General features: G+C 64.6%; 14 protein-coding genes, 1 tRNA gene and 2 pseudogenes. 12 read left to right on the top strand and 5 right to left on the bottom strand.

Annotated features, from left to right (window positions below; all coding sequences use genetic code 11):
• Positions 1-14: 14 nt before the first annotated feature.
• Positions 15-443 carry a hypothetical protein gene (locus ALC15_RS09620; RefSeq protein WP_244486005.1) on the bottom strand — a complete coding sequence of 143 codons (429 nt, stop codon included), beginning with the start codon at positions 441-443 and terminating at the stop codon, positions 15-17.
• Between the two features lie 474 nt (positions 444-917).
• Between ALC15_RS09620 and ALC15_RS09615 the strand changes: the two genes are divergently transcribed.
• The 4 genes from ALC15_RS09615 to ALC15_RS09600 all read left to right on the top strand — a co-directional run bounded on the left by ALC15_RS09615 (position 918) and on the right by ALC15_RS09600 (position 4,674).
• Positions 918-3,413, top strand: coding sequence for a penicillin-binding protein 1A (locus ALC15_RS09615; RefSeq protein WP_050627026.1), 2,496 nt, complete (start codon positions 918-920; stop codon positions 3,411-3,413).
• A 218-nt stretch (positions 3,414-3,631) separates the two neighbouring features.
• Complete coding sequence (locus ALC15_RS09610; RefSeq protein WP_050627025.1) at positions 3,632-3,832, top strand: hypothetical protein; 201 nt, start codon at positions 3,632-3,634, stop codon at positions 3,830-3,832.
• Positions 3,833-4,015: 183 nt separating this feature from the next.
• A tRNA-Gln gene (locus ALC15_RS09605) sits at positions 4,016-4,089 on the top strand.
• A 177-nt stretch (positions 4,090-4,266) separates the two neighbouring features.
• Positions 4,267-4,674, top strand: a complete 408-nt coding sequence (locus ALC15_RS09600) for a GNAT family N-acetyltransferase (RefSeq protein ID WP_050627024.1) — start codon at positions 4,267-4,269, stop codon at positions 4,672-4,674.
• A 24-nt stretch (positions 4,675-4,698) separates the two neighbouring features.
• Here ALC15_RS09600 and ALC15_RS09595 read toward each other — a convergent pair whose 3' ends face one another.
• Positions 4,699-5,343 (bottom strand): TetR/AcrR family transcriptional regulator, encoded by a 645-nt coding sequence (locus ALC15_RS09595; RefSeq protein WP_050627023.1) that lies wholly within the window; start codon positions 5,341-5,343, stop codon positions 4,699-4,701.
• A 118-nt stretch (positions 5,344-5,461) separates the two neighbouring features.
• Here ALC15_RS09595 and ALC15_RS47140 point away from each other — a divergent pair, with 118 nt between their 5' ends.
• Entirely contained in the window at positions 5,462-5,896 is a 435-nt protein-coding gene (locus tag ALC15_RS47140; RefSeq protein WP_283806260.1) for a sulfatase-like hydrolase/transferase, read from the top strand.
• Positions 5,836-7,746 carry a sulfatase-like hydrolase/transferase gene (locus ALC15_RS09590; RefSeq protein WP_283806259.1) on the top strand — a complete coding sequence of 637 codons (1,911 nt, stop codon included), beginning with the start codon at positions 5,836-5,838 and terminating at the stop codon, positions 7,744-7,746. The genes ALC15_RS47140 and ALC15_RS09590 overlap by 61 nt, the downstream gene beginning before the upstream one ends.
• 5 nt (positions 7,747-7,751) lie before the next feature.
• On the opposite strand, the gene ALC15_RS09585 is transcribed toward ALC15_RS09590, so the two are convergent.
• The 3 genes and pseudogenes from ALC15_RS09585 to ALC15_RS09575 all read right to left on the bottom strand — a co-directional run bounded on the left by ALC15_RS09585 (position 7,752) and on the right by ALC15_RS09575 (position 12,681).
• Entirely contained in the window at positions 7,752-8,309 is a 558-nt protein-coding gene (locus tag ALC15_RS09585; protein ID WP_050627022.1) for an invasion associated locus B family protein, read from the bottom strand.
• 58 nt (positions 8,310-8,367) lie between these two features.
• Positions 8,368-11,512 (bottom strand): annotated as a pseudogene (locus ALC15_RS09580) (efflux RND transporter permease subunit).
• A complete protein-coding gene (locus tag ALC15_RS09575) occupies positions 11,509-12,681 on the bottom strand; it encodes an efflux RND transporter periplasmic adaptor subunit (RefSeq protein WP_050627021.1) in 1,173 nt (390 codons plus the stop codon). Before ALC15_RS09575 ends, ALC15_RS09580 begins: the two are co-directional and overlap by 4 nt.
• 182 nt (positions 12,682-12,863) lie before the next feature.
• Between ALC15_RS09575 and ALC15_RS09570 the strand changes: the two genes are divergently transcribed.
• From ALC15_RS09570 to exbD, 6 genes and pseudogenes are all read left to right on the top strand, one after another.
• The gene (locus ALC15_RS09570; protein ID WP_050418810.1) at positions 12,864-13,325 is read left to right on the top strand and encodes a MarR family winged helix-turn-helix transcriptional regulator; all 462 of its coding nucleotides are present in this window, start codon (positions 12,864-12,866) and stop codon (positions 13,323-13,325) included.
• A 128-nt stretch (positions 13,326-13,453) separates the two neighbouring features.
• The gene (locus ALC15_RS09565; RefSeq protein WP_050627020.1) at positions 13,454-13,693 is read left to right on the top strand and encodes a hypothetical protein; all 240 of its coding nucleotides are present in this window, start codon (positions 13,454-13,456) and stop codon (positions 13,691-13,693) included.
• A 215-nt stretch (positions 13,694-13,908) separates the two neighbouring features.
• Positions 13,909-16,473 carry a TonB-dependent receptor gene (locus ALC15_RS09560; protein ID WP_094193786.1) on the top strand — a complete coding sequence of 855 codons (2,565 nt, stop codon included), beginning with the start codon at positions 13,909-13,911 and terminating at the stop codon, positions 16,471-16,473.
• 20 nt (positions 16,474-16,493) lie between these two features.
• A complete protein-coding gene (locus ALC15_RS09555; protein ID WP_050627019.1) occupies positions 16,494-17,183 on the top strand; it encodes a Fe2+-dependent dioxygenase in 690 nt (229 codons plus the stop codon).
• A 3-nt stretch (positions 17,184-17,186) separates the two neighbouring features.
• Positions 17,187-18,256 (top strand): annotated as a pseudogene (gene exbB, locus ALC15_RS09550) (tonB-system energizer ExbB).
• 3 nt (positions 18,257-18,259) lie between these two features.
• Positions 18,260-18,724, top strand: coding sequence for a TonB system transport protein ExbD (exbD, locus tag ALC15_RS09545; RefSeq protein WP_050627018.1), 465 nt, complete (start codon positions 18,260-18,262; stop codon positions 18,722-18,724).
• Positions 18,725-18,727: the final 3 nt, after the last annotated feature.

The raw sequence follows: 18,727 nt of genomic DNA, 5'->3' as shown, positions 1-18,727 counted from the left end.
GGATCGATCTCGGCTCAGGCGACGGCGCCCGATCTGCCGTCGTCGTGCCCGCTGGTCAGCAGCAAGCGCCGGCGGATCGCATCTTCGATGAGGGCCAGCGATTGCTTGGCTTCGCGGGCCTCGGCTTCGGCGGCCTGGGCGCGGTATTCGGCCGCATCGAGCTGCTCCTGCTGGGACTCGATGCGCCGTCGCGCCTCTTCGAGCGCCCGGGACGCGTCCCTCAGCTTGCGCTCGGTCGCGGCGATGATTTCGAGCTGGGCCTGTTCGGCGGCCTCGGCGCGGGCCTCGCCGGCGCGGGCCCTGTCTTCGATGCTGCGGAATAGATCCGCCGCCTGATAGACGAGGTCTAGGGCCTCGGTGCCCATCGCCGATGTGGGTGGTTTCGGAAATCCAACGATGTTCGGGTCGACGGCAAACGGCCGTTTAAAACCGCGCAGTGCCATGCAAGTCAGCCCCTCGCGAGTCGCGTGTATACCAACAACTTGCGGTAGTTATAGTTAATGGCCCGTTAATCGGATCGGCCGGCCGGCACTGTCCACCGGTTTATGATGGTGTCGTACCTGTAACGGCAACGGGGTAGTGGAAGCAGTGGGCCGGACCTGCGCTTTCCTTTCGCGACGCGCTCACCGCGCAAGCGGAGCGATTGCCGGCTGGAGCGCGTTCGGCGCACGGGCGGGCGAATCGGCGCGGGGAGGCGGGAGGCCGACGCAGTCCTGCGGGGCATTCCGCCTGGGATGGGGACCGCTGATTTGGCTGTGCGCGCGAGCCGGGCTCTATGGCATAAGTTTGACGTCTGGCACGCTTTAATTCTCCCGTGTTGAATTGCAGGTCCATGGTGCGACCGATATACCGGGCGGCCTAAGTGGCACGCAGCGCCCTCAGAACGAGCGACGTATTCGCCACGGAAAATCTGGTCGATGAAATTTCTGTTGCGGTTCTTCGGGTTCCTGTTCACCGCAGGAACCATCCTGTTCCTGGCCGGTCTGGCCGCGGTCGCAGGGCTGTTCTGGCATTTTTCCAAGGACCTGCCCGACTACTCGCAGCTCCAGAACTACGAGCCGCCGGTGATGACCCGCGTGCACGCGGCGGATGGATCGCTGCTGGGCGAGTTCGCCAAGGAGCGCCGGCTCTATCTGCCGATCCAGGCGGTGCCGAAACTCGTGATTAACGCGTTCCTCGCGGCCGAGGACAAGAATTTCTACGAGCACGGCGGCGTCGACTACACCGGCATGGCGCGCGCCGGCGTCGCCTACATCCAGAACTTCGGTTCCAACCGCCGTCCGCAGGGTGCTTCGACGATCACCCAGCAGGTCGCCAAGAACTTCCTTCTGACCAACGAGGTGTCGTTCAGCCGCAAGATCAAGGAAGCCCTGCTGGCGATGCGAATCGAGCGGGCCTATTCCAAGGACAAGATCCTCGAGCTCTATCTCAACGAAATCTATCTCGGCCTCGGCGCCTATGGCATCGCGGCGGCCTCGCTGGTCTACTTCGACAAGTCCGTCAATGAACTGACCGTTGCCGAAGCGGCATATCTGGCAGCGCTGCCGAAAATGCCGGCCAGCCTGCATCCGGTGCGCAACCATGCGCGCGCCGTCGAGCGCCGCAACTATGTGATCGACCGCCTGCAGGAGAACGGTTGGATCACTGCTGCCGACGCCGACAAGGCGCGCAAGGATCCGCTGACCGTCACCAACCGCAGCAGCGGCGCGCACACCTTCGCCGGCGAATATTTCTCGGAAGAAGTCCGCCGCGACATCTTCGAACGCTATGGCGAGAAGAAGCTCTATGAAGGCGGCCTGTCGGTGCGCACGACGCTGGATCCCAAGATCCAGGTGATGGCGCGCAAGGCGATGGTGGCCGGCCTCGTGAACTATGACGAGCAGCAGGGCTATCGCGGCGCGATCCAGAAGCTCGATCTGTCGGCCGATTGGGGCGTGCCGCTGGCCGAGATCAAGTCGCTCTCGGACATCTCGCCATGGCGGATGGCGGTGGTGCTGGAGAGCAACGACCAGTCGGCGCGGATCGGCTTCCAGCCCGGCCGTGAGCTCGGCGGCGCCATCAGCAAGCAGCGCGAGACCGGCATCGTGACGCTGGAAGGCGTGCGATGGGCGCGGGCAACGTCCGGCCCGTACAAGGGCAAGACGCCGACCTCGGTGGCGCAGGTGCTGCAGCCCGGCGACGTGATCTACGCCGATCCGCTGTTCACTAAGGACGGCAAGCCCGTCGAGGGCCAGTACCGGCTGCGCCAGATTCCCGAATTGTCGGGCGCGATGGTGGCGATGGATCCGCACACCGGCCGTGTGCTCGCGATGGTCGGCGGCTTCTCGTTCGATCAGAGCCAGTTCAACCGCGCGACGCAGGCCTACCGGCAGCCCGGCTCGACTTTCAAGCCGATCGTCTATTCGACGGCGCTCGACAACGGCTACACCGGCTCGACGATGATGATCGACGGTCCGATCGAGATCGACCAGGGCCAGGGCAATATCTGGCGGCCGGAGAACTTCTCCACCGGCAAGTATCTGGGCCAGGTCACGCTGCGCAACGCGCTCCGCCTGTCGCTCAACACCGTGACCGTGCGCCTCGCGCAGGAAATCGGCATGCCTGTGATCGGTGAGTACGCCAAGCGCTTCGGCGTCTATGACGAGCTGCCGAACTATCTCGCCTACGCGCTCGGCGCCGGCGAGACCACGGTGATGCGGATGGCCACGGCCTATTCGATGATCGCCAATGGCGGCGTCCGCGTGAAGCCGACTCTGATCGACCGCATCCAGGATCGCTACGGCCACACCATCTTCAGGCACGACCAGCGCGAATGCCGCGGCTGCGACGCGCCGGAGGGCTGGAAGAACCAGCCGGAGCCGCAGCTCGTCGACCGCCGCGAGCGGGTGCTCGACGCGATGACCGCCTATCAGATCACCTCGCTGATGGAGGGCGTGATCCAGGCCGGTACCGGCACCGCGCTGAAGGAGGTCGGCAAGCCGCTCGCCGGCAAGACCGGTACCTCGAATGAGGCCAAGGACCTCTGGTTCGTCGGCTTCTCGCCGGACCTCGTGGTCGGTCTCTATGTCGGCTACGACAAGCCGCGCTCGCTCGGCCGCAACGCGCAGGCCGGCCACACCGCGGCGCCGATCGCGCGCGACTTCCTGAAGCTCGCGCTGGCCGACAAGCCCGCCACCCCGTTCAAGCAGCCGGTCGGCATCCGCTTGGTGCTGGTCGACGCCAAGACCGGCCTGCGCGCCACGCCTGGTCAGAACCGGGGCGTGGTGCTCGAAGCCTTCAAGCCGGGCCAGGCACCGCCATACTATGATCCGACGCTGGTCGCCGGCACCGATGTGATCGACGGCACCCAGCAGGCAATTCCGCCGGACGCGGATCGCGCCGTGATGCGGTCAGGGACGGGCGGGCTGTACTGACGCCCGGCCGACAGGACACTCCGCCGACTGCCTTCTGTTCAGTCTCCTGCACCGCCGTGGCCACGCGGCGGTGCGGCGCTTTGTCAGGGCGCGTCATGCCGCCGAAGTTGAACGTGCCGGCCGCGGCGCCGACTCAAAATTGAGCCCTCGGAGAAGCAGGAAACGCGGCGTTCACGTTGCGTCGAAGGCGTCGGGCGCGCGTTAGGCCGTGAATCGCAATGATCAAGGCACTGGTTGCTGTAGTTCGGGTGATTTGGACCGTTATCGTGGTTGGCGCGGCAACTCTGATGGGCGCGGTCCTTGGATGGGTCTGGCATGGCTGGATTGGTGCCATCGCGCTCGGCACCATCGGATTTGGCCTTGGAGCCTTGCTTGCAGCCCATCCTGAGTTGCTCCTTGGAGTACTCGCCGAAATGTAACACCTTTGGCCGACGGCAGATCGGCCGGCAACTTTCACATCCATTCAACGCCATCAATGCTTGCCAAGCGTGGGACCAAGCGGGTAGAAGGTCGCTCTCGCGCGGGCGCTGATTTGGCAGGCGAACCCGCTGCACCGAGATGTCCAGTCATCCAGCTAAGCTGTTGATACCACGGACACTTCTTGGGGAATGGTGTAACGGTAGCACAACAGACTCTGACTCTGTTTGTCTTGGTTCGAATCCAGGTTCCCCAGCCAATCTGCGCCCGATGGCGAAGCCATCGTCCCAAATTCCGATGATTGCCTCTAGCAGCCTGCTGCCGACCCGCCGCGAAGCAGTGGCTGCCATCACGGCATCCAGGGTGGATTAGCGCGACGTATTCCACCATGGTCTCGCGCGCGTGGTCCTGGGTGTTGCGACAGAGGTTTAAGCTGATGGACGAGATTGTTTATGCCCGCGAGGCGTCGATCGGCGTCGACGAGTTCATCGAGGTGCTGCGTCAGTCGGGCCTCGGCGAGCGGCGTCCGCTGGCGGATACCGAGCGGATGGCGCGCATGATCGCCAATGCCAACCTGATCGTGACAGCGCGCAAGGCGCACCGGCTCGTCGGCGTCTCGCGCGCGCTGACCGATTTCGCTTATTGCTGCTATTTGTCCGACCTTGCTGTCGATCGGGCGCACCAGGGGCACGGCATCGGCAAGCGGTTGATCGCAGAAACGCGGCGCCTCGCCGGACCTGAATCGATGTGCCTGTTGCTGTCGGCGCCGGACTCGATGGGATTTTACAAGTCGATCGGCATGCCGCAGCCGGACAACGCGTTTCTCTACAAGCGCGAGCGATAGCGGCCGGTAGAGGCCCGCGGCGCGCTATCTCATCTCCGCCTTCAGCAGCAGCGCAAGGCAGTTCGCCAGCCGCCGCTCCATCTCCCCGTCGCGCAGCGACAGCGGCCCGGGATCGTTGAGGATCGCGTTGACCAGCGTGCCGAGCACGACCTGGAAGCCGAAGGCGATGGCGCCGGTCTTCGCTGCCTTGCGGCCCTTGCCCATCGCCGGCAGCAGCAGCGGGGTGGCGTGCTCGGTGGTCGCGCGCGCGAGGCCCTTGAAGGGGGTCCACTTGTCCGGCCTGGTGCCGTCGTGCTGGAGCGCGGCGCGCAGCACGCCTTCATGGGCGCGGATCCAGCCGACGACACCCGACACGACGAGTCGGCAGCGGTCGTCGAGCGCGACATCGCCGGCGGGATTGTCCATCCGGGCGAGGTGGCGCGCGCCGTCCTGCGCCGCCAGCGCGATCAGCGCGTTGAAATAAGCTTCCTTGTTCTCGAAGCGGCTGTAGAAGGCGCCGACGGTGGCGCCGACCTTGCTACACAGGGCTTCGATCGACAGCTCGGCGAGGCTTCTTGTCCGCAATAGTTCGGCGCCCGCCTCGAGCAGCGCCAGCGTCGTCTCGCGGCTGCGCTTCTGGCGCGAGGGGGTGACGCCGGGAAGGTCGAGCTGGGCTGAAAGCCGCGGCATTTGCGCTTGCGTCTCCTGGTTTTCATAATCATAATTCGGATTATCATTTCAGGCAATCCGGCCGCATCGTGCCGGAACCGTGCAGCGGGTCAGCCGCGGCGAGGACAGGGAGAGCGCCATGAGCGAGCATCGCCGGCCGCCGTTCGGCGGCAGCATCGGCAAGACGGTTGCGACCTCGAAGCCGTGGTGGCCCGATGCACGTCAGCCGCCGGCCGGCGCGCCGAACATCCTAGTCGTGCTGTTCGACGATGTCGGCTTCTCCGATTTCGGCTGCTACGGCTCACCGATCCGGACGCCGACCATCGACCGGCTCGCCGCCGAAGGCCTGCGCTACAGCGGCTTCCACACCACCGCGATGTGCTCGACCACGCGCGCGGCGCTGCTCACCGGGCGCAACCACCATTCGGTCGCGTCGGCTGCCTCGCCAATTTCGATTCCGGCTATCCGGGCTATCGCGGCAAGATCGCGCGCGAGGCGGGGACGCTTGCCGAGATGTTGCGGCCGCACGGCTATCGCAACTACATGGTCGGCAAGTGGCACGTCACGCCGCTGACCGAGAGCGGCGCCACGGGGCCGTTCGACGGCTGGCCGCTCGGCCGCGGCTTCGATCGCTTCTACGGCTTCCTCGACGCGGAGACCGATCAATATGCGCCGGAGCTGGTGTCCGACAACACGCAGATCAATCCTCCGGGCACTTTCGAGACCGGCTATCATCTGACAGCCGATCTGGTCGACCAGTCGATCCGCTTCATCGCCGATCATCTGGCCGATCGTCCCGACCTGCCGTGGCTAACCTGGCTTGCACCCGGCGCCTGCCACGCGCCGCATCAGGCGCCGGCCGATCTCATCAGGAGCTATGACGCAACCTTTGCCCACGGCTGGGACATCGAGCGCGAACAGCGGATGGCGCGGCAGAAGGCGATGGGGCTGGTGCCGGAAGCCACCAGGATGCCGGCGCGAAACGACGGCGTGAAAGCGTGGGACGAGCATTCCGCCGACGAGCAACGCGTCTTCACGCGGTTGCAGGCGGCCTATGCCGGCATGCTGGATCACGCCGACCAGCATCTGGCGCGGCTGATCGCCTTCCTCGACAAGGCCGGCATTCGCGACAACACGTTGATCATCGTGATGTCCGACAACGGCGCAAGCCAGGAGGGCGGGCCGCTCGGATTCGTCAATGCGATGGGGCCATACAATTTCCGGCCCGAGCCGCTGCCGGTGAAATTGCAGCGGATCGACGACATCGGCGGGCCGGACACGCACTCCAATTTTCCGCACGGCTGGGCGATGGCCTCGAACACGCCGCTGCGGCGCTACAAGCAGAACACCCATGGCGGCGGCATCCGCGATCCCTTCGTGATGAGCTGGCCGAAGCGGATCAAGGCGAGGGGCGAACTGCGCCATCAATTTGTGCACGCCTGCGACCTGACGCCGACACTGCTCGATCTGATCGGAATTTCAGCGCCGGGGGAGATCGTGGGTTGTCCGCAAATGCCGCTCGAAGGCGAGAGCTTCGCGCGCTCGATCGACGACGCGTCGGCACCGTCGAAGGCATCGGCGCAATATTTCGAGATGTTCGGCCATCGCGGGCTCTGGAAGGACGGCTGGAAGGCGGTGTCGTTTCATCCCTCCGGCACGCCGTTCGAGAACGACAAGTGGGAGCTCTATCATCTCGACCGCGACTTCTCCGAGGTCGATGACCTCGCAACGAAGGAACCCGAGCGTCTGGAGCAGATGACAAAACTGTGGTGGAGCGAGGCCGAGGCGCACAACGTGCTGCCGCTCGACGATCGTTTCGGTCCGCGCTTTGCCGAGAACGCGGCGCGCTTTCATGGCGCACGGACCAGGTTTACGTTTCATGCCGGCATGGGGCACGTGCCGACCGACGTCGCGCCCGATGTCCGCAGCCGCAGCTACACTATCGAGGCGCATGTCGAGATCGCCGACGGCGCGAGCGGCGTGCTGATCGCGCATGGCGACGCCACCTCGGGCTATAGCCTGTACATCAAGGATGGCTTTCTGGTGCACGATCTGAATGTCGGCGGCGGCCATGAGCTCGTGACATCCAGCCGCAAGGTGCCTGCGGGCGCGCACCGGCTCGGCGTCCATGTCGAGCGGTTGCTGCGCGGGGAGGCGCCGGCCAAGGGCGCGCGGACCGGCGTCACCGAATACACGCTGACGATCGATGGTGAGCCTGCGGGATCGATGCAGACCCAGCTCGGCTTCCACAATTTCATCTCGTGGTCCGGGCTCGACATCGGACACGATCGCGGCAGCCCGGTCTCGCACTATGCAGCGCCGTTCGAATTCACCGGCAAGCTCTTGCAGGTGACGGTCGTCATGCGTGACGACCAGAAGCTCGATGGTGATGGCGTCGGGACCGCGCAGATGGCGCGGCAGTAGCAACCTTACTTGATCTTGTCGTAGACCGTCGCGAAGTCGGCGAGCGGCATCGGGATGCTGATGGTTTCCTTGCCGAGATTCTGGAAGGCGATCTTGAGCTGCTTGCCCGATTTCAACTGGGTCAGGACGTCGGCCGCGATCGGCGCATTGATGTAGCAGCCGCGCGCTTCACAGGTCTGGATCGGCACATCGACCGCCTTGCCGTCGTCGACCTGCAGCTTGGCGCCGGCCGGCAGGTTGAGGCCGAGCGGCAGCTGGATCAGCGCAACCGGGGTGCGGGTGTCGCCGGGAACGCGGATATTGACCAGCACGATGAGCTGGCCGGTCTTGGTGAGAACCGCGGTCTGTTCCATCGCGCATTCGAGCGGCGCGTCGCGGCTCGCGCTGGTGCAGCGCGCGACCCAGCCGGTATTGTTGCCGGATGCATCGCCTTGAGGCGCGGCGGGAGCGGCGGCCGGAACCGGTGCGGGGCCCGTCTTGCCCTTGGGCGTCTGGGCGTGGCCAAGGCCGGCTGCACCGACCACGGTGAACAGGGCGAGAAGCGACTTTGCGACAATCTTCACGATACCGGCTCCGAAATGAACATCCTTCGGGTGTGCCGGTATGGGGTGAAAAGTCAAGTCACTCGGCGGCCTGCTTGACCGATCGGTCTTCGCCATCGTCGGCGTCGTGGTCGACGCGCGGCGAGCGGCCCCAATTCGCGAACGCGTTGGAGAGCCTGTCGAGATAGAGATAGACGACCGGCGTTGTGAACAGCGTCAGCGCCTGGCTGACGATCAGGCCGCCGACCATGGCGTAGCCGAGCGGTTGGCGGATTTCGGAGCCGGTGCCGGTCCCGAGCATCAGCGGCACGCCGCCGAGCATGGCGGCCATCGTCGTCATCATGATCGGGCGGAAGCGGAGCAGGGCAGCCTGACGGATCGCCGCCACCGGCTCCATGTGCTGGTCGCGCTCGGCGGCGATCGCGAAGTCGACCATCATGATGCCGTTCTTCTTCACGATGCCGATCAGCAGGATGATGCCGATCAGCGCGATCAGTGAGAAGTCGAAGCCCGCGGCCATCAGGATCGCCAGCGCGCCGACGCCGGCCGAGGGCAGTGTCGACAGAATGGTGATCGGGTGGATGTAGCTCTCGTAGAGGATACCGAGGATCAAATAGACGACCACGAGCGCCGCCAGAATCAATAGCGGCACGGTCGACAGCGATTGCTGGAACGCCTGCGCGGTGCCCTGGAAGCTCGAGCTCAGGGTCGGCGGGGCGCCAAGGTCGATCATGGCCTTCTGCACTGCTTCGGTCGCCTGGCCGAGCGCGACACCCTGCGCCAGGTTGAACGAAATGGTGATCGCCGGGAACTGGCCCTGGTGGCTGATCGACAGCGGCCGCACCGGCACGGTGGTCCATTTCGCGAAGGTCGACAGCGGCACCTGTTCGCCGGTCAGCGGCGACTTGATGTAGATGTTGTTCAGCGTGTCGATCGAGCCCTGCAGCTCCGGCAGCACCTCGAGGATGACGTGGTAGCTGTTGAGCTGGGTGAAGTACTGCGTCACCTGGCGCTGGCCGAACGCGTCATAGAGCGTGTCGTCGATCAGCTGCGGCTGGATGCCGTAGCGCGAGGCGGTGTCGCGGTTGATCTTCAGCTCGACGGTCGTCCCGTTGGTCTGCTGGTCGGTGGCGACGTCGCGCAGCTGCGGCAGCGTCTGCATCTTGCCGAGGATCTTCGGCGCCCATTCGTTCAGCTCGGCGAGGTTGGCGTCCTGCAACGTGAACTCGAACTGGGTACGGGTCGGGCGGCCACCGAGGCGAACGTCCTGCGCGGCCTGCATGAACAGCCGGGCGCCGAGCACCTTCTCCAACTTCGGCCGAAGGCGAGCGATGATCTGCTGCGCGTTGGCATCGCGCTCGTTCAGCGGCTTGAGCGTGATGAACATGTTGCCGTTGTTGCCGGCCCGGCCGCTGCCGCCGATCGCCATCGCAACCGTCGCCACGCCGGGATCCTGCATCACGATCTTGCTGAGCTGCTCCTGCTTGCCCTTCATTTCAGCGAAGGAGATGTCCTGGTTGGCCTCCGAGGTCGCGGTGATCAGGCCGACGTCCTGCTGCGGGAAGAAGCCCTTCGGGATGATGACGAACATGTAGATCGACAGCGCCAGCGTCGCGAAGAAGATCATCAGGGTGGTGAACTTCCAGCGCAGCGCAAGGTCGAGCCCGCTCTGATAGCCGCGCAGCATGGCATCGAAGCCGCGCTCGCTGAGCTTGTAGAGACGGCCGTGCCTCTCCTCGTTGTGGGCGCGCAGGAAGCGCGAGGCCATCATCGGCGTCAGCGTCAGCGACACGAACATCGAGACGAAGATCGTCATCGCCAGCACGACAGCGAATTCGCGGAACAGGCGGCCGATGATGCCGCCCATCAGCAGCAACGGAATCAGCACCGCGACCAGCGAGATGCTGATCGAGACGATGGTGAAGCCGATTTCCTTGGAACCCTTGAAGGCGGCCGCCATCGGCCGCTCGCCTTCCTCGATGTAGCGGCTGATGTTCTCCAGCATCACGATGGCATCGTCGACCACGAAGCCGACCGCGATCGTGAGCGCCATCAGCGATAGATTGTCGAGCGTGTAGCCGAAGATCCACATCAGCGCGCAGGCGCCGAGCAGCGCCAGCGGCACCGTCACGGCAGGGATCACGGTCGCCCAGAAGCTGCGCAGGAAGACGAAGATCACCATCACGACCAGGAAAATGGTCAGCATCAGGGTGAACTGGACGTCCTCCACCGCGGCGCGGATCGTGGTGGTGCGGTCGGAGATGACCTCGATCTTGACCGCCGGTGGAATGGCTGCGACCAGCCGCGGCAGCGCCGCCTTGATCTTGTCGACGGTGTCGATGACGTTGGCGCCGGGCTGCTTGAAGACGACGAGGAACACGCCGCGCTTGCCGTTGGCCCAGGCAGCCTGCTTGGCGTCCTCCGGCCCGGTCACGGCCTGGCCGATGTCGCGGATCCGCAAAGGTCCGCCATTGCGGTACGCGATGATGACGTCGTTCCAGCTCCGCCGTGAGCAACTGGTCGTTGGCATAGATGGTGTAGGCGCGGGTGGCGCCGTCGATATTGCCCTTCGGGCTGTCGACGGTTGCGATGTTGATCGCGGCGCGGACGTCCTCCAGCGACAGGCCCTTCGCGACCAGCTTGGCCGGGTCGATCTGGACGCGGACCGACGGCTTCTGCTGGCCGCCGATGATGACCTGCGCGACGCCGGAGATCTGGCTGATCTGCTGGGCAAGCTGGGCGTCGACGGAATCGCTGACCGTGGTCAGCGGCAGCGTGTCCGATGTCGCCGACAGCAGCATGATCGGCGCGTCCGCTGGATTGACCTTGCGATAGGTCGGCGGCGAGGGAAGGTTCTTCGGCAACTGGCCGCTGGCGGCGTTGATCGCGGCCTGCACGTCGTTGGCGGCGCCGTCGATCGAGCGGTTGAGGTCGAACTGGATTGTGACCGACGCCGTGCCGAGATAGCTCGTCGAGGTCATCTGCGCGATGCCGGGGATCTGCGCGAACTGGCGCTCCAGCGGCTGGGCGACCGAGCTCGCCATGGTCTCCGGGCTGCCGCCCGGGAGCGTCGCGGTGATCTGGATGGTCGGGAAGTCGACTTGCGGCAGCGGCGCCACCGGAAGCAGGGGATAGGCAACGAGGCCGACAAACAGGATGCCGGCCATCAGCAGCGAGGTGCCGATAGGGAAGCGAATGAATGGTGCGGATATTCCGTCGCTCATTCCTGCGTAACCTTCGACTGGGACTGGTCCGAGCTCGCCACCGCCGTCGTCACCAGGGTTCCCGGCGAGACCTTGTACTGGCCCGCGGTGATCACCTGCTGTCCCGGCGACAGGCCTTCGTCGATCACCGACTTGCCGTCGATCGACTGGCTGACCTTCAGCTTGCGAAGCTCGGCCTTGTTCTCCTGATTGACTGAATACGCGTATAGGCCCTCGGTGCCATGCTGCACCGCGTCATCCGGCACGACGGTGGCATCCTTCAAGGTTCGGACCAGGAGCCGGGTCGAGACCGACTGGCCCGGCCACAGCGCATGGTCCTTGTTATCAAACACCGCCTTCAGCCGGACAGTCCCGCTTGTGGTGTCGACCTGATTGTTGATCAGCGCCAGGGTTCCGGTCGACAGCACCCGCTTGCCGTCGGTAGTCAGGGCAATGGTCTTGGGCGGCGCCACGGCCAGCGCCGCCTTGATGTCCGGCAGCTGGTCTTCCGGCGCGGTGAAGATCACGGTAATCGGCTCGATCTGGGTGATCGTCACGATGCCGGTCTGGGCCGACGCGTTGACGATGTTGCCGATATCGACCAGTCGCAGGCCGACGATGCCGTCGATCGGCGACTTGACGGTGGTGTAGTCGACCTGGGTCTGCGCGTTGAAGATGGCGGCTTCGTCGGCCGCGATCTGCGCCGTCAGCTGGGCCACGGTGGAGCGCTGGGTGTCGAGCTGCTGGCGGGTCGCGAACTCGCCGAGCTTGGTGTAGCGCTGCAGGTCGAGATTGGCGTTGGCGAGGTTGGCCTCGTCCTGGGCCTTCTTGGCCTTGGCCTGGTCGAGCGTCGCCTGATAAGGCCGCGGATCGATCTCCACCAGCGTGTCGCCGGCCTTGACGAACTGGCCTTCCTTGAAGGCGATCTTGGTGATCTGGCCGTCGACCCGGGTGCGAACCTGGACGGTGTTGAACGCCTGCACCGTGCCGAGACCGGTCAGGTAGACCGGGAAGTCGGCCTTCTCGACCGGCGAAATCTTGACCGGAACGGCCGGACGTTGCTGGGCAGCACGCTTCTGCGCAGCCTCAGCCGCCAGCTTGTTGTCGGAATATTTTTGCCAGCCGAAATAGCCGGCGGCGCCAACCGCAGCGATCACTAAAACCCAACCGATGGTGCGTGACTTTGACATGCGGACTCTTGGGTTCGACGTAACAATAAAGGGCGATCGAAACGGTTCACAGAGCTTGCGGATATAATATGCGTGCACTTAATGTGTAAACACACCAAGGCTTGAGAATCCTAAACATTTGGAAAGGTTTAGGTCAGAAACGAGCAGAAACATTCCGGCTGGAAAACGCACCGAGGACCCCTATGTCGCTCGACCTCAAACGCCAGTTCATTGCGCAGCTCGTCGAGAGTTCCAGGCTGCTGCGCAATTATATCGATCATCGCGCCAAGGCGCGAGGCACCACCCGCGCTCAATGGATCGTGCTCTTCCGTCTGCGTGAGCAGGAAGGACTGTCCCAGGTTGACCTTGCCGACGTCCTCGAATTGCAGCCGATCTCGCTGGTGCGGCTACTTGACCGGCTGGTCGAGCATGGCCTGCTCGAACGCCGTCCCGACCCCAGGGATCGCCGCGCCAATCGCCTGTTCCTGACCAGGACCGGGCGCCGCCTCGTCGACGATCTCGACAGTCTGCGCGATGCGATCGCCGGCGACGTGCTGCGCGACGTCTCGGACCGGCATGTCGAAAGCGGCCTCGCCACGCTTCGCGAGGTCAAGGATCGCATCAAGGCGCTTGGCGAGGACGCCGAGCACATCGCCGCGAAATAGCGCGCGTCTGGTAGCGCGCAGTCCTGCGCTCGACCCCTTCATCGGCTCGCGGCTTGCGCGACGCGGTTGAAACGCCGCGGGATGTCGTTCATATCGCGCAGCGACGATGCGAGAGGATGAGGGCCGCGATGGATGAGTTGAACGGACGCATGATGGCTTGCCAGATCCTGGTCACTGGATTGATCGCGCGCGTCGCCAACGAGCAGCGCGACCCGCTGCGTTTTCTCAGTGACTTCCGCGACGAGATCAAAGCGGTCGTCAACGGCGTCAATATCGCCGGCCTCGAGAACAGCGACCGTGTGCGGCAGGTCGCGCAGCGGACCATCGACGAGCTGTTTTCGCTGATGAAGCCGCCGAGCGCCGAGTGATTGTCGGCAGCAGTTTAGAATCGTTATTAGAACGCTTAAAAACTAGAGTTTAGAACGATTTCAAACCACAGATTAGAATCCCTTTGAACTGGGGCGATTCAAGCAAACTGTGGCGCTGATCGCATTGATAAAAAAGGTCACGCTCGATAACCGGAGGAGACAGTTCGTCGCAGGAGATTTCGCGACGAATTTGGTTTCTGGGGGCGTGCAAGACAATGAGCAATGTGAAGGCGCCGAGATCGCTGCGCTTCGAAGCAGCAATCGGTTCGGCTGATGATACGGGTTATTCTGCCACGAAGGTCTCCGCAGTCGCGAGCCTGATCGCGGTGGCGTCGTTTTCGGGCGCCGAAGCGCAGCAGACCAACCTGCCGCCGGTGAATGTCGATGCCCCCGTCGCGCGCCCGCGGCCCGTCTCCTCCAAGCCGACGTCGGACCAGGTCCGCGCCCGCAACGCGCTGCGCCGCGCCGCGCGCCGCACCAACCAGCAGGCTCAGCAGGCGCCGGTGCCGTTTCCCAACGCCGGCGGTCTTCCCGCTGACCGCGACCGCTACGCGGATCCGGCCGCGCCGTACAAGGGCGACCGCTTGCAGGCATCCGGGAAATATCCCGAGCCGATCCTGAATACACCGAAGTCGGTGACGGTGCTGACCAAGGACGTGCTCGAGGACAAGAACGCGACCTCGCTGAAGTCCGCAATCCTGTCGACGGCCGGCGTCACGCTCGGCACGGGCGAGGGCGGCAACGCGTTCGGCGACCGCTTCTTCATCCGCGGCTTCGATGCCCGCAACGACATCTTCATCGACGGTGTGCGCGACGCCGGCGTCAGCGTCCGCGAGAACTTCTTCACCGAGCAGGTCGAGATCCTGCGCGGCCCCGGCTCGTCCTTTGCCGGCCGCGGCACCACCGGCGGCGCGATCAACATCGTCACCAAGCAGGCGACGACGGAGAACAGCTTCTACAACATGGACACCACGTTCGGCACCGATCGCACCAAGCGGGTGACGCTCGATGTCAACCAGGTGATCAGCCCGACGCTGGCGATCCGCGCCGGCGGCCTGTTCCAGGATGCCGGCGTCGCCGGCCGCAGCTATGTCACCGACAACCGCGACGGCGCGTTCGTCGCCGGCACGTGGAAGCCGGTCGATGCGGTGAAGATCACCGGCAATTACATCCACACCGAGCTCACCGGCATCCCGGATTTCGGCGTGCCGTACTACCGGCCGAGCACCGCGAGCACGGCCGGCGGCCCGTTCCCGGACTTCGGCGTCAACCGCAACAATTTCTACGGCTTCGTCAATCGCGACTTCTTCAGGACCGGGCAGGACATCGGCACGATCAACGCCGAGGTGCAGGTCACGCCTGACCTCGTGATCAGCAACAAGATTCGGGAGTCGCGCTCGACCCAGAACTACATCGGCACGCTGCCGGAATCGCCGGTGCTGACCAATCCGCTCTCGGCCTCGACGCTCAGTCTCAATCCGCAGAGCCGCTACCAGGTCACTGACGTGTTCGCCAACCAGACCGAGGCGACCTACAAGTCGGTCGACGGTCTCGGCTTCAAGCACACGACGACGGCCGGCGTCGAATACGACAACGAGCGGTCTTCGATCGACAAATATCTCGGGCTGAGCTCCGAAGTGACGACCGGCACATCGCCTTTCACGGGCAGCGGATCTCTCTCCGGCGTCAGCGTGTTCAATCCGCAATACACCAACATTCCGTTCCCGATTCCGTCAGGGCTATCCGGTCAGGCGACCAAGATCGGCATCGACACGGTCAGCGGTTACATCATGGACACCGCCAACTGGAATGATTTCGTCATTCTCAATGGCGGCGTCCGTTACGACGACTACCAGCTCACGACGTCCGGATACGGCACGGTGAACGGCGTCAGCACATTCGGCAAGCAGTCGGCCGATTTCGGGATGCCGAATTTCAACGTCGGCCTCACACTGAAGCCGCTGCCGAACGGCAGCGTCTATGCGGCCTATGCGACCTCGTCCAACCCTGTCGGCGCCGAGTTCGACGGCACCAGCACCGCCTATGGCGGCATCAATCCGGTTCTCAACGGCGGCAATACCCAGATCTTCGGGCCGGAGAAGAACAAGGCCATCGAGGTCGGCACCAAATGGGAGCTGTTCGACCGGCATCTGCTGGTGACGGCCGCGCTATTCCAGACCGAGAAGGAAAACGCGCGCGAAGCGCAGAACGTCGGCAGCACGACCGCAGCCGCGGCGATCCCGGGTTGCGTCTATCCGGCCGGAACGACCGGCAACGTCTCCTGCATCACGGCAGGTGCGGCCTATCGCATCCGCGGCGTCGATCTCGGCGTCGGCGGCAAGATCACCGACAAGTGGAGCGTGTTCGGCGGCCTCGTGCTGATGCAGTCGGAAGTGACCAGGTCACTGGCACCGCCGGCCAACACGATCCTGTATTCGAGCAATGTCGGGCTGCCGCTCGCCAACGTCGCGCATCAGTCGTTCAGCATGTTGACGAAGTACCAGCTCACCGACATGTGGGAGCTCGGCGGGCAGGCGGTGTACCGCTCCAAGGTCTATGGCGGCACGCTGCTGGCAGCGAACCAGGGCACGTCGATCCCGAGCTACTGGCGCTTCGACGCCTTTGCCGAGGCCAAGATCGACAAGCACTGGACCATGAAGCTGTTCGTCAACAACATCTTCGACAAGCGTTACTACGACGCGCTGTACCAGAGCGCAGCACCCTTCGTGCTCGAGGCGCCAGGACGCGCTGCGTATCTGGTTGTGTCTGCGCGTTACTGACGGAGGCCTCGCGGCACAAGATGCTGGTCTGTATTCCCAACGTATTGAGCAAGGCTGATGTGGCGGACTTCCGCCGCATCATGGAGCAAGCCGAATGGGAAGACGGCCGCTCGACCGCGGGGGCTGCCTCCGCGATGGTCAAGCGCAACGAGCAGTTGCCGCCCGACAGCGAGGTCGCGCGGCAGCTCGGCAACCGGGTCCTGTCGGCGCTGTCGGCAAGCCCGCGCTTCATCTCGGCGGCGATCCCGCTTCGAATCTTTCCACCCTTGTTCAACCGCTACGCAGCAAGCGACGGGCACCATTTCGGCCTGCATGTCGACAATGCGGTGCGGGGCGACAGGCTGACGGGCTTGCGGATCCGCACCGACCTGTCGGTCACGCTGTTTTTATCGGAGCCGGAAGACTATGATGGCGGCGAGCTCGTCATCGAAGACCTCTACGGATCGCACGAAATCAAGCTGCCGGCAGGCGATCTCGTGGTTTATCCTGCGTCCAGCTTGCATCTGGTCACGCCGGTCACGCGGGGGACCCGGGTAGCGTCTTTTTTCTGGCTGCAGAGCATGGTACGGGATGCCCACGCGCGCAGCCTGATCTTTGATCTCGACACCGCGATCCAGGCTCTGGTGGAGCGGCTGGGGCGCGATGACCCTGAAACGGTCAAATTGACCGGGATTTATCACAACCTGATCCGTCACTGGGCTGAAGTGTAACTGATGATGACATTCAAGTTCCCCGCTGCATCCGCCATGATCGCCTCGCTGGCGATGCTGTTGCTGGCCGCGCCGTCTTCGGCGCAGCAGCAAACGGCGCCTGCCGCGCAGCCCGTGACCCGGCCCCAGCCCGCAGCCGTGGCCCAACCGCAGGCGGTGCAGCCTGCAGCGGCTCAGCCTGCGACGGCCCAGCCTGCTACTGCTCAGGTCGCGCCGGCAGCCCAGCCGGCGACCGCAGCGCCGCAAGCACAGGTGACACCGGCCGCTGCGGCTCCGGCACCGGCGGCGCTCGATGCGTCATCGGGCGCGCCTGCGAGCGGCGATGGCAAGGCGCTGAAATCGACCGCGACCGGCCTGCACGAATTGTCGCCGTGGAATATGTTCTTGAACGCCGACATCATCGTGAAGGCGGTGATGCTCGGTCTTGCGTTCGCATCGCTCGTGACCTGGACGGTGTTCATCGCCAAGATGGTCGAGCTGACCGTCGCGCAAAGCAAGCTGCGCGGCGCGCTCGCCAAGATCGCTGAATCGCGCTCGCTCGCCGAAGCGCAGTTCGCGCTAGGCGCCAAGGGCACCGTGCTGTCGTCGTTCATCGGCGCGGCGATGCGCGAGGGGCGCCTGTCGGCGGGCATCTCGAGCGATGCCGGCATCAAGGAACGCGCGGCGTCGAGCTTTGCAGAGATCGTGCGCGCCGAAGCCCGCAAGATCCGCATCGGCATGGGCCTGCTCGCGACCATCGGCGCAACGTCGCCGTTCGTCGGCCTGTTCGGCACCGTCTGGGGCATCATGAACAGCTTCATCGGCATTTCGAAGTCGCAGAGACGAACCTTGCCGTGGTGGCGCCGGGCATCGCGGAAGCGCTGCTCGCAACCGCGATCGGCCTCGTCGCGGCGATCCCCGCGGTCATCATCTACAACCATTTCTCTCGCGTCACGAAGGTCTATCTCGAGCTCGTCAACCGCGCCTCGGGCGCCGCGGGGCGGCTGCTGTCGCGCGATCTCGATCGCACCCATGGCAGCATTCCCGGCGAGGTTCCGCGCAGCGCGCACGGGCGCGCCGCCGCGGCGGAGTAGGCGATGGCAGTCTCGATCTCCGAGAACGACGGCGACGACGATTTCGCGGAATCCCACGAGATCAACGTCACGCCGTTCATCGACGTGATGCTGGTGCTGCTGATCATCTTCATGGTGGCGGCACCGCTCTCGACCGTCGACCTGCCGATCGATCTGCCGACCTCCAGCGCGACGCCGCAGAAGAAGCCGGACAAGCCGACCTATCTCAGCATCAAGCCGGACCTGACGTTGGCGATCGGGGAGAACGCAGTGAAGCGGGCCGACCTGATCAATTCGCTGGATGCGGTGCCCGACATGAGCCGGGACAAATACGTGTTCCTGCGCGCCGATCGCATGGTGCCCTATGGCGAGCTGATGGGCGTCATGGAGCTGTTGCGCGCCGGCGGCTACACGCATGTGAAGCTGGTCGCGCTCGAGGGCGTGCCTGGCGCGCCCGCGGCCCCGCAGGCCGAGCCGGCCAAACCCTGACGG

This window comes from Bradyrhizobium viridifuturi (assembly GCF_001238275.1).
GTDB classification, from domain to species: Bacteria; Pseudomonadota; Alphaproteobacteria; order Rhizobiales; family Xanthobacteraceae; genus Bradyrhizobium; species Bradyrhizobium viridifuturi.
The sequence above is the reverse complement of the archived record's forward strand: the minus strand, read 5'-3'. Positions and strand labels throughout refer to the sequence as shown.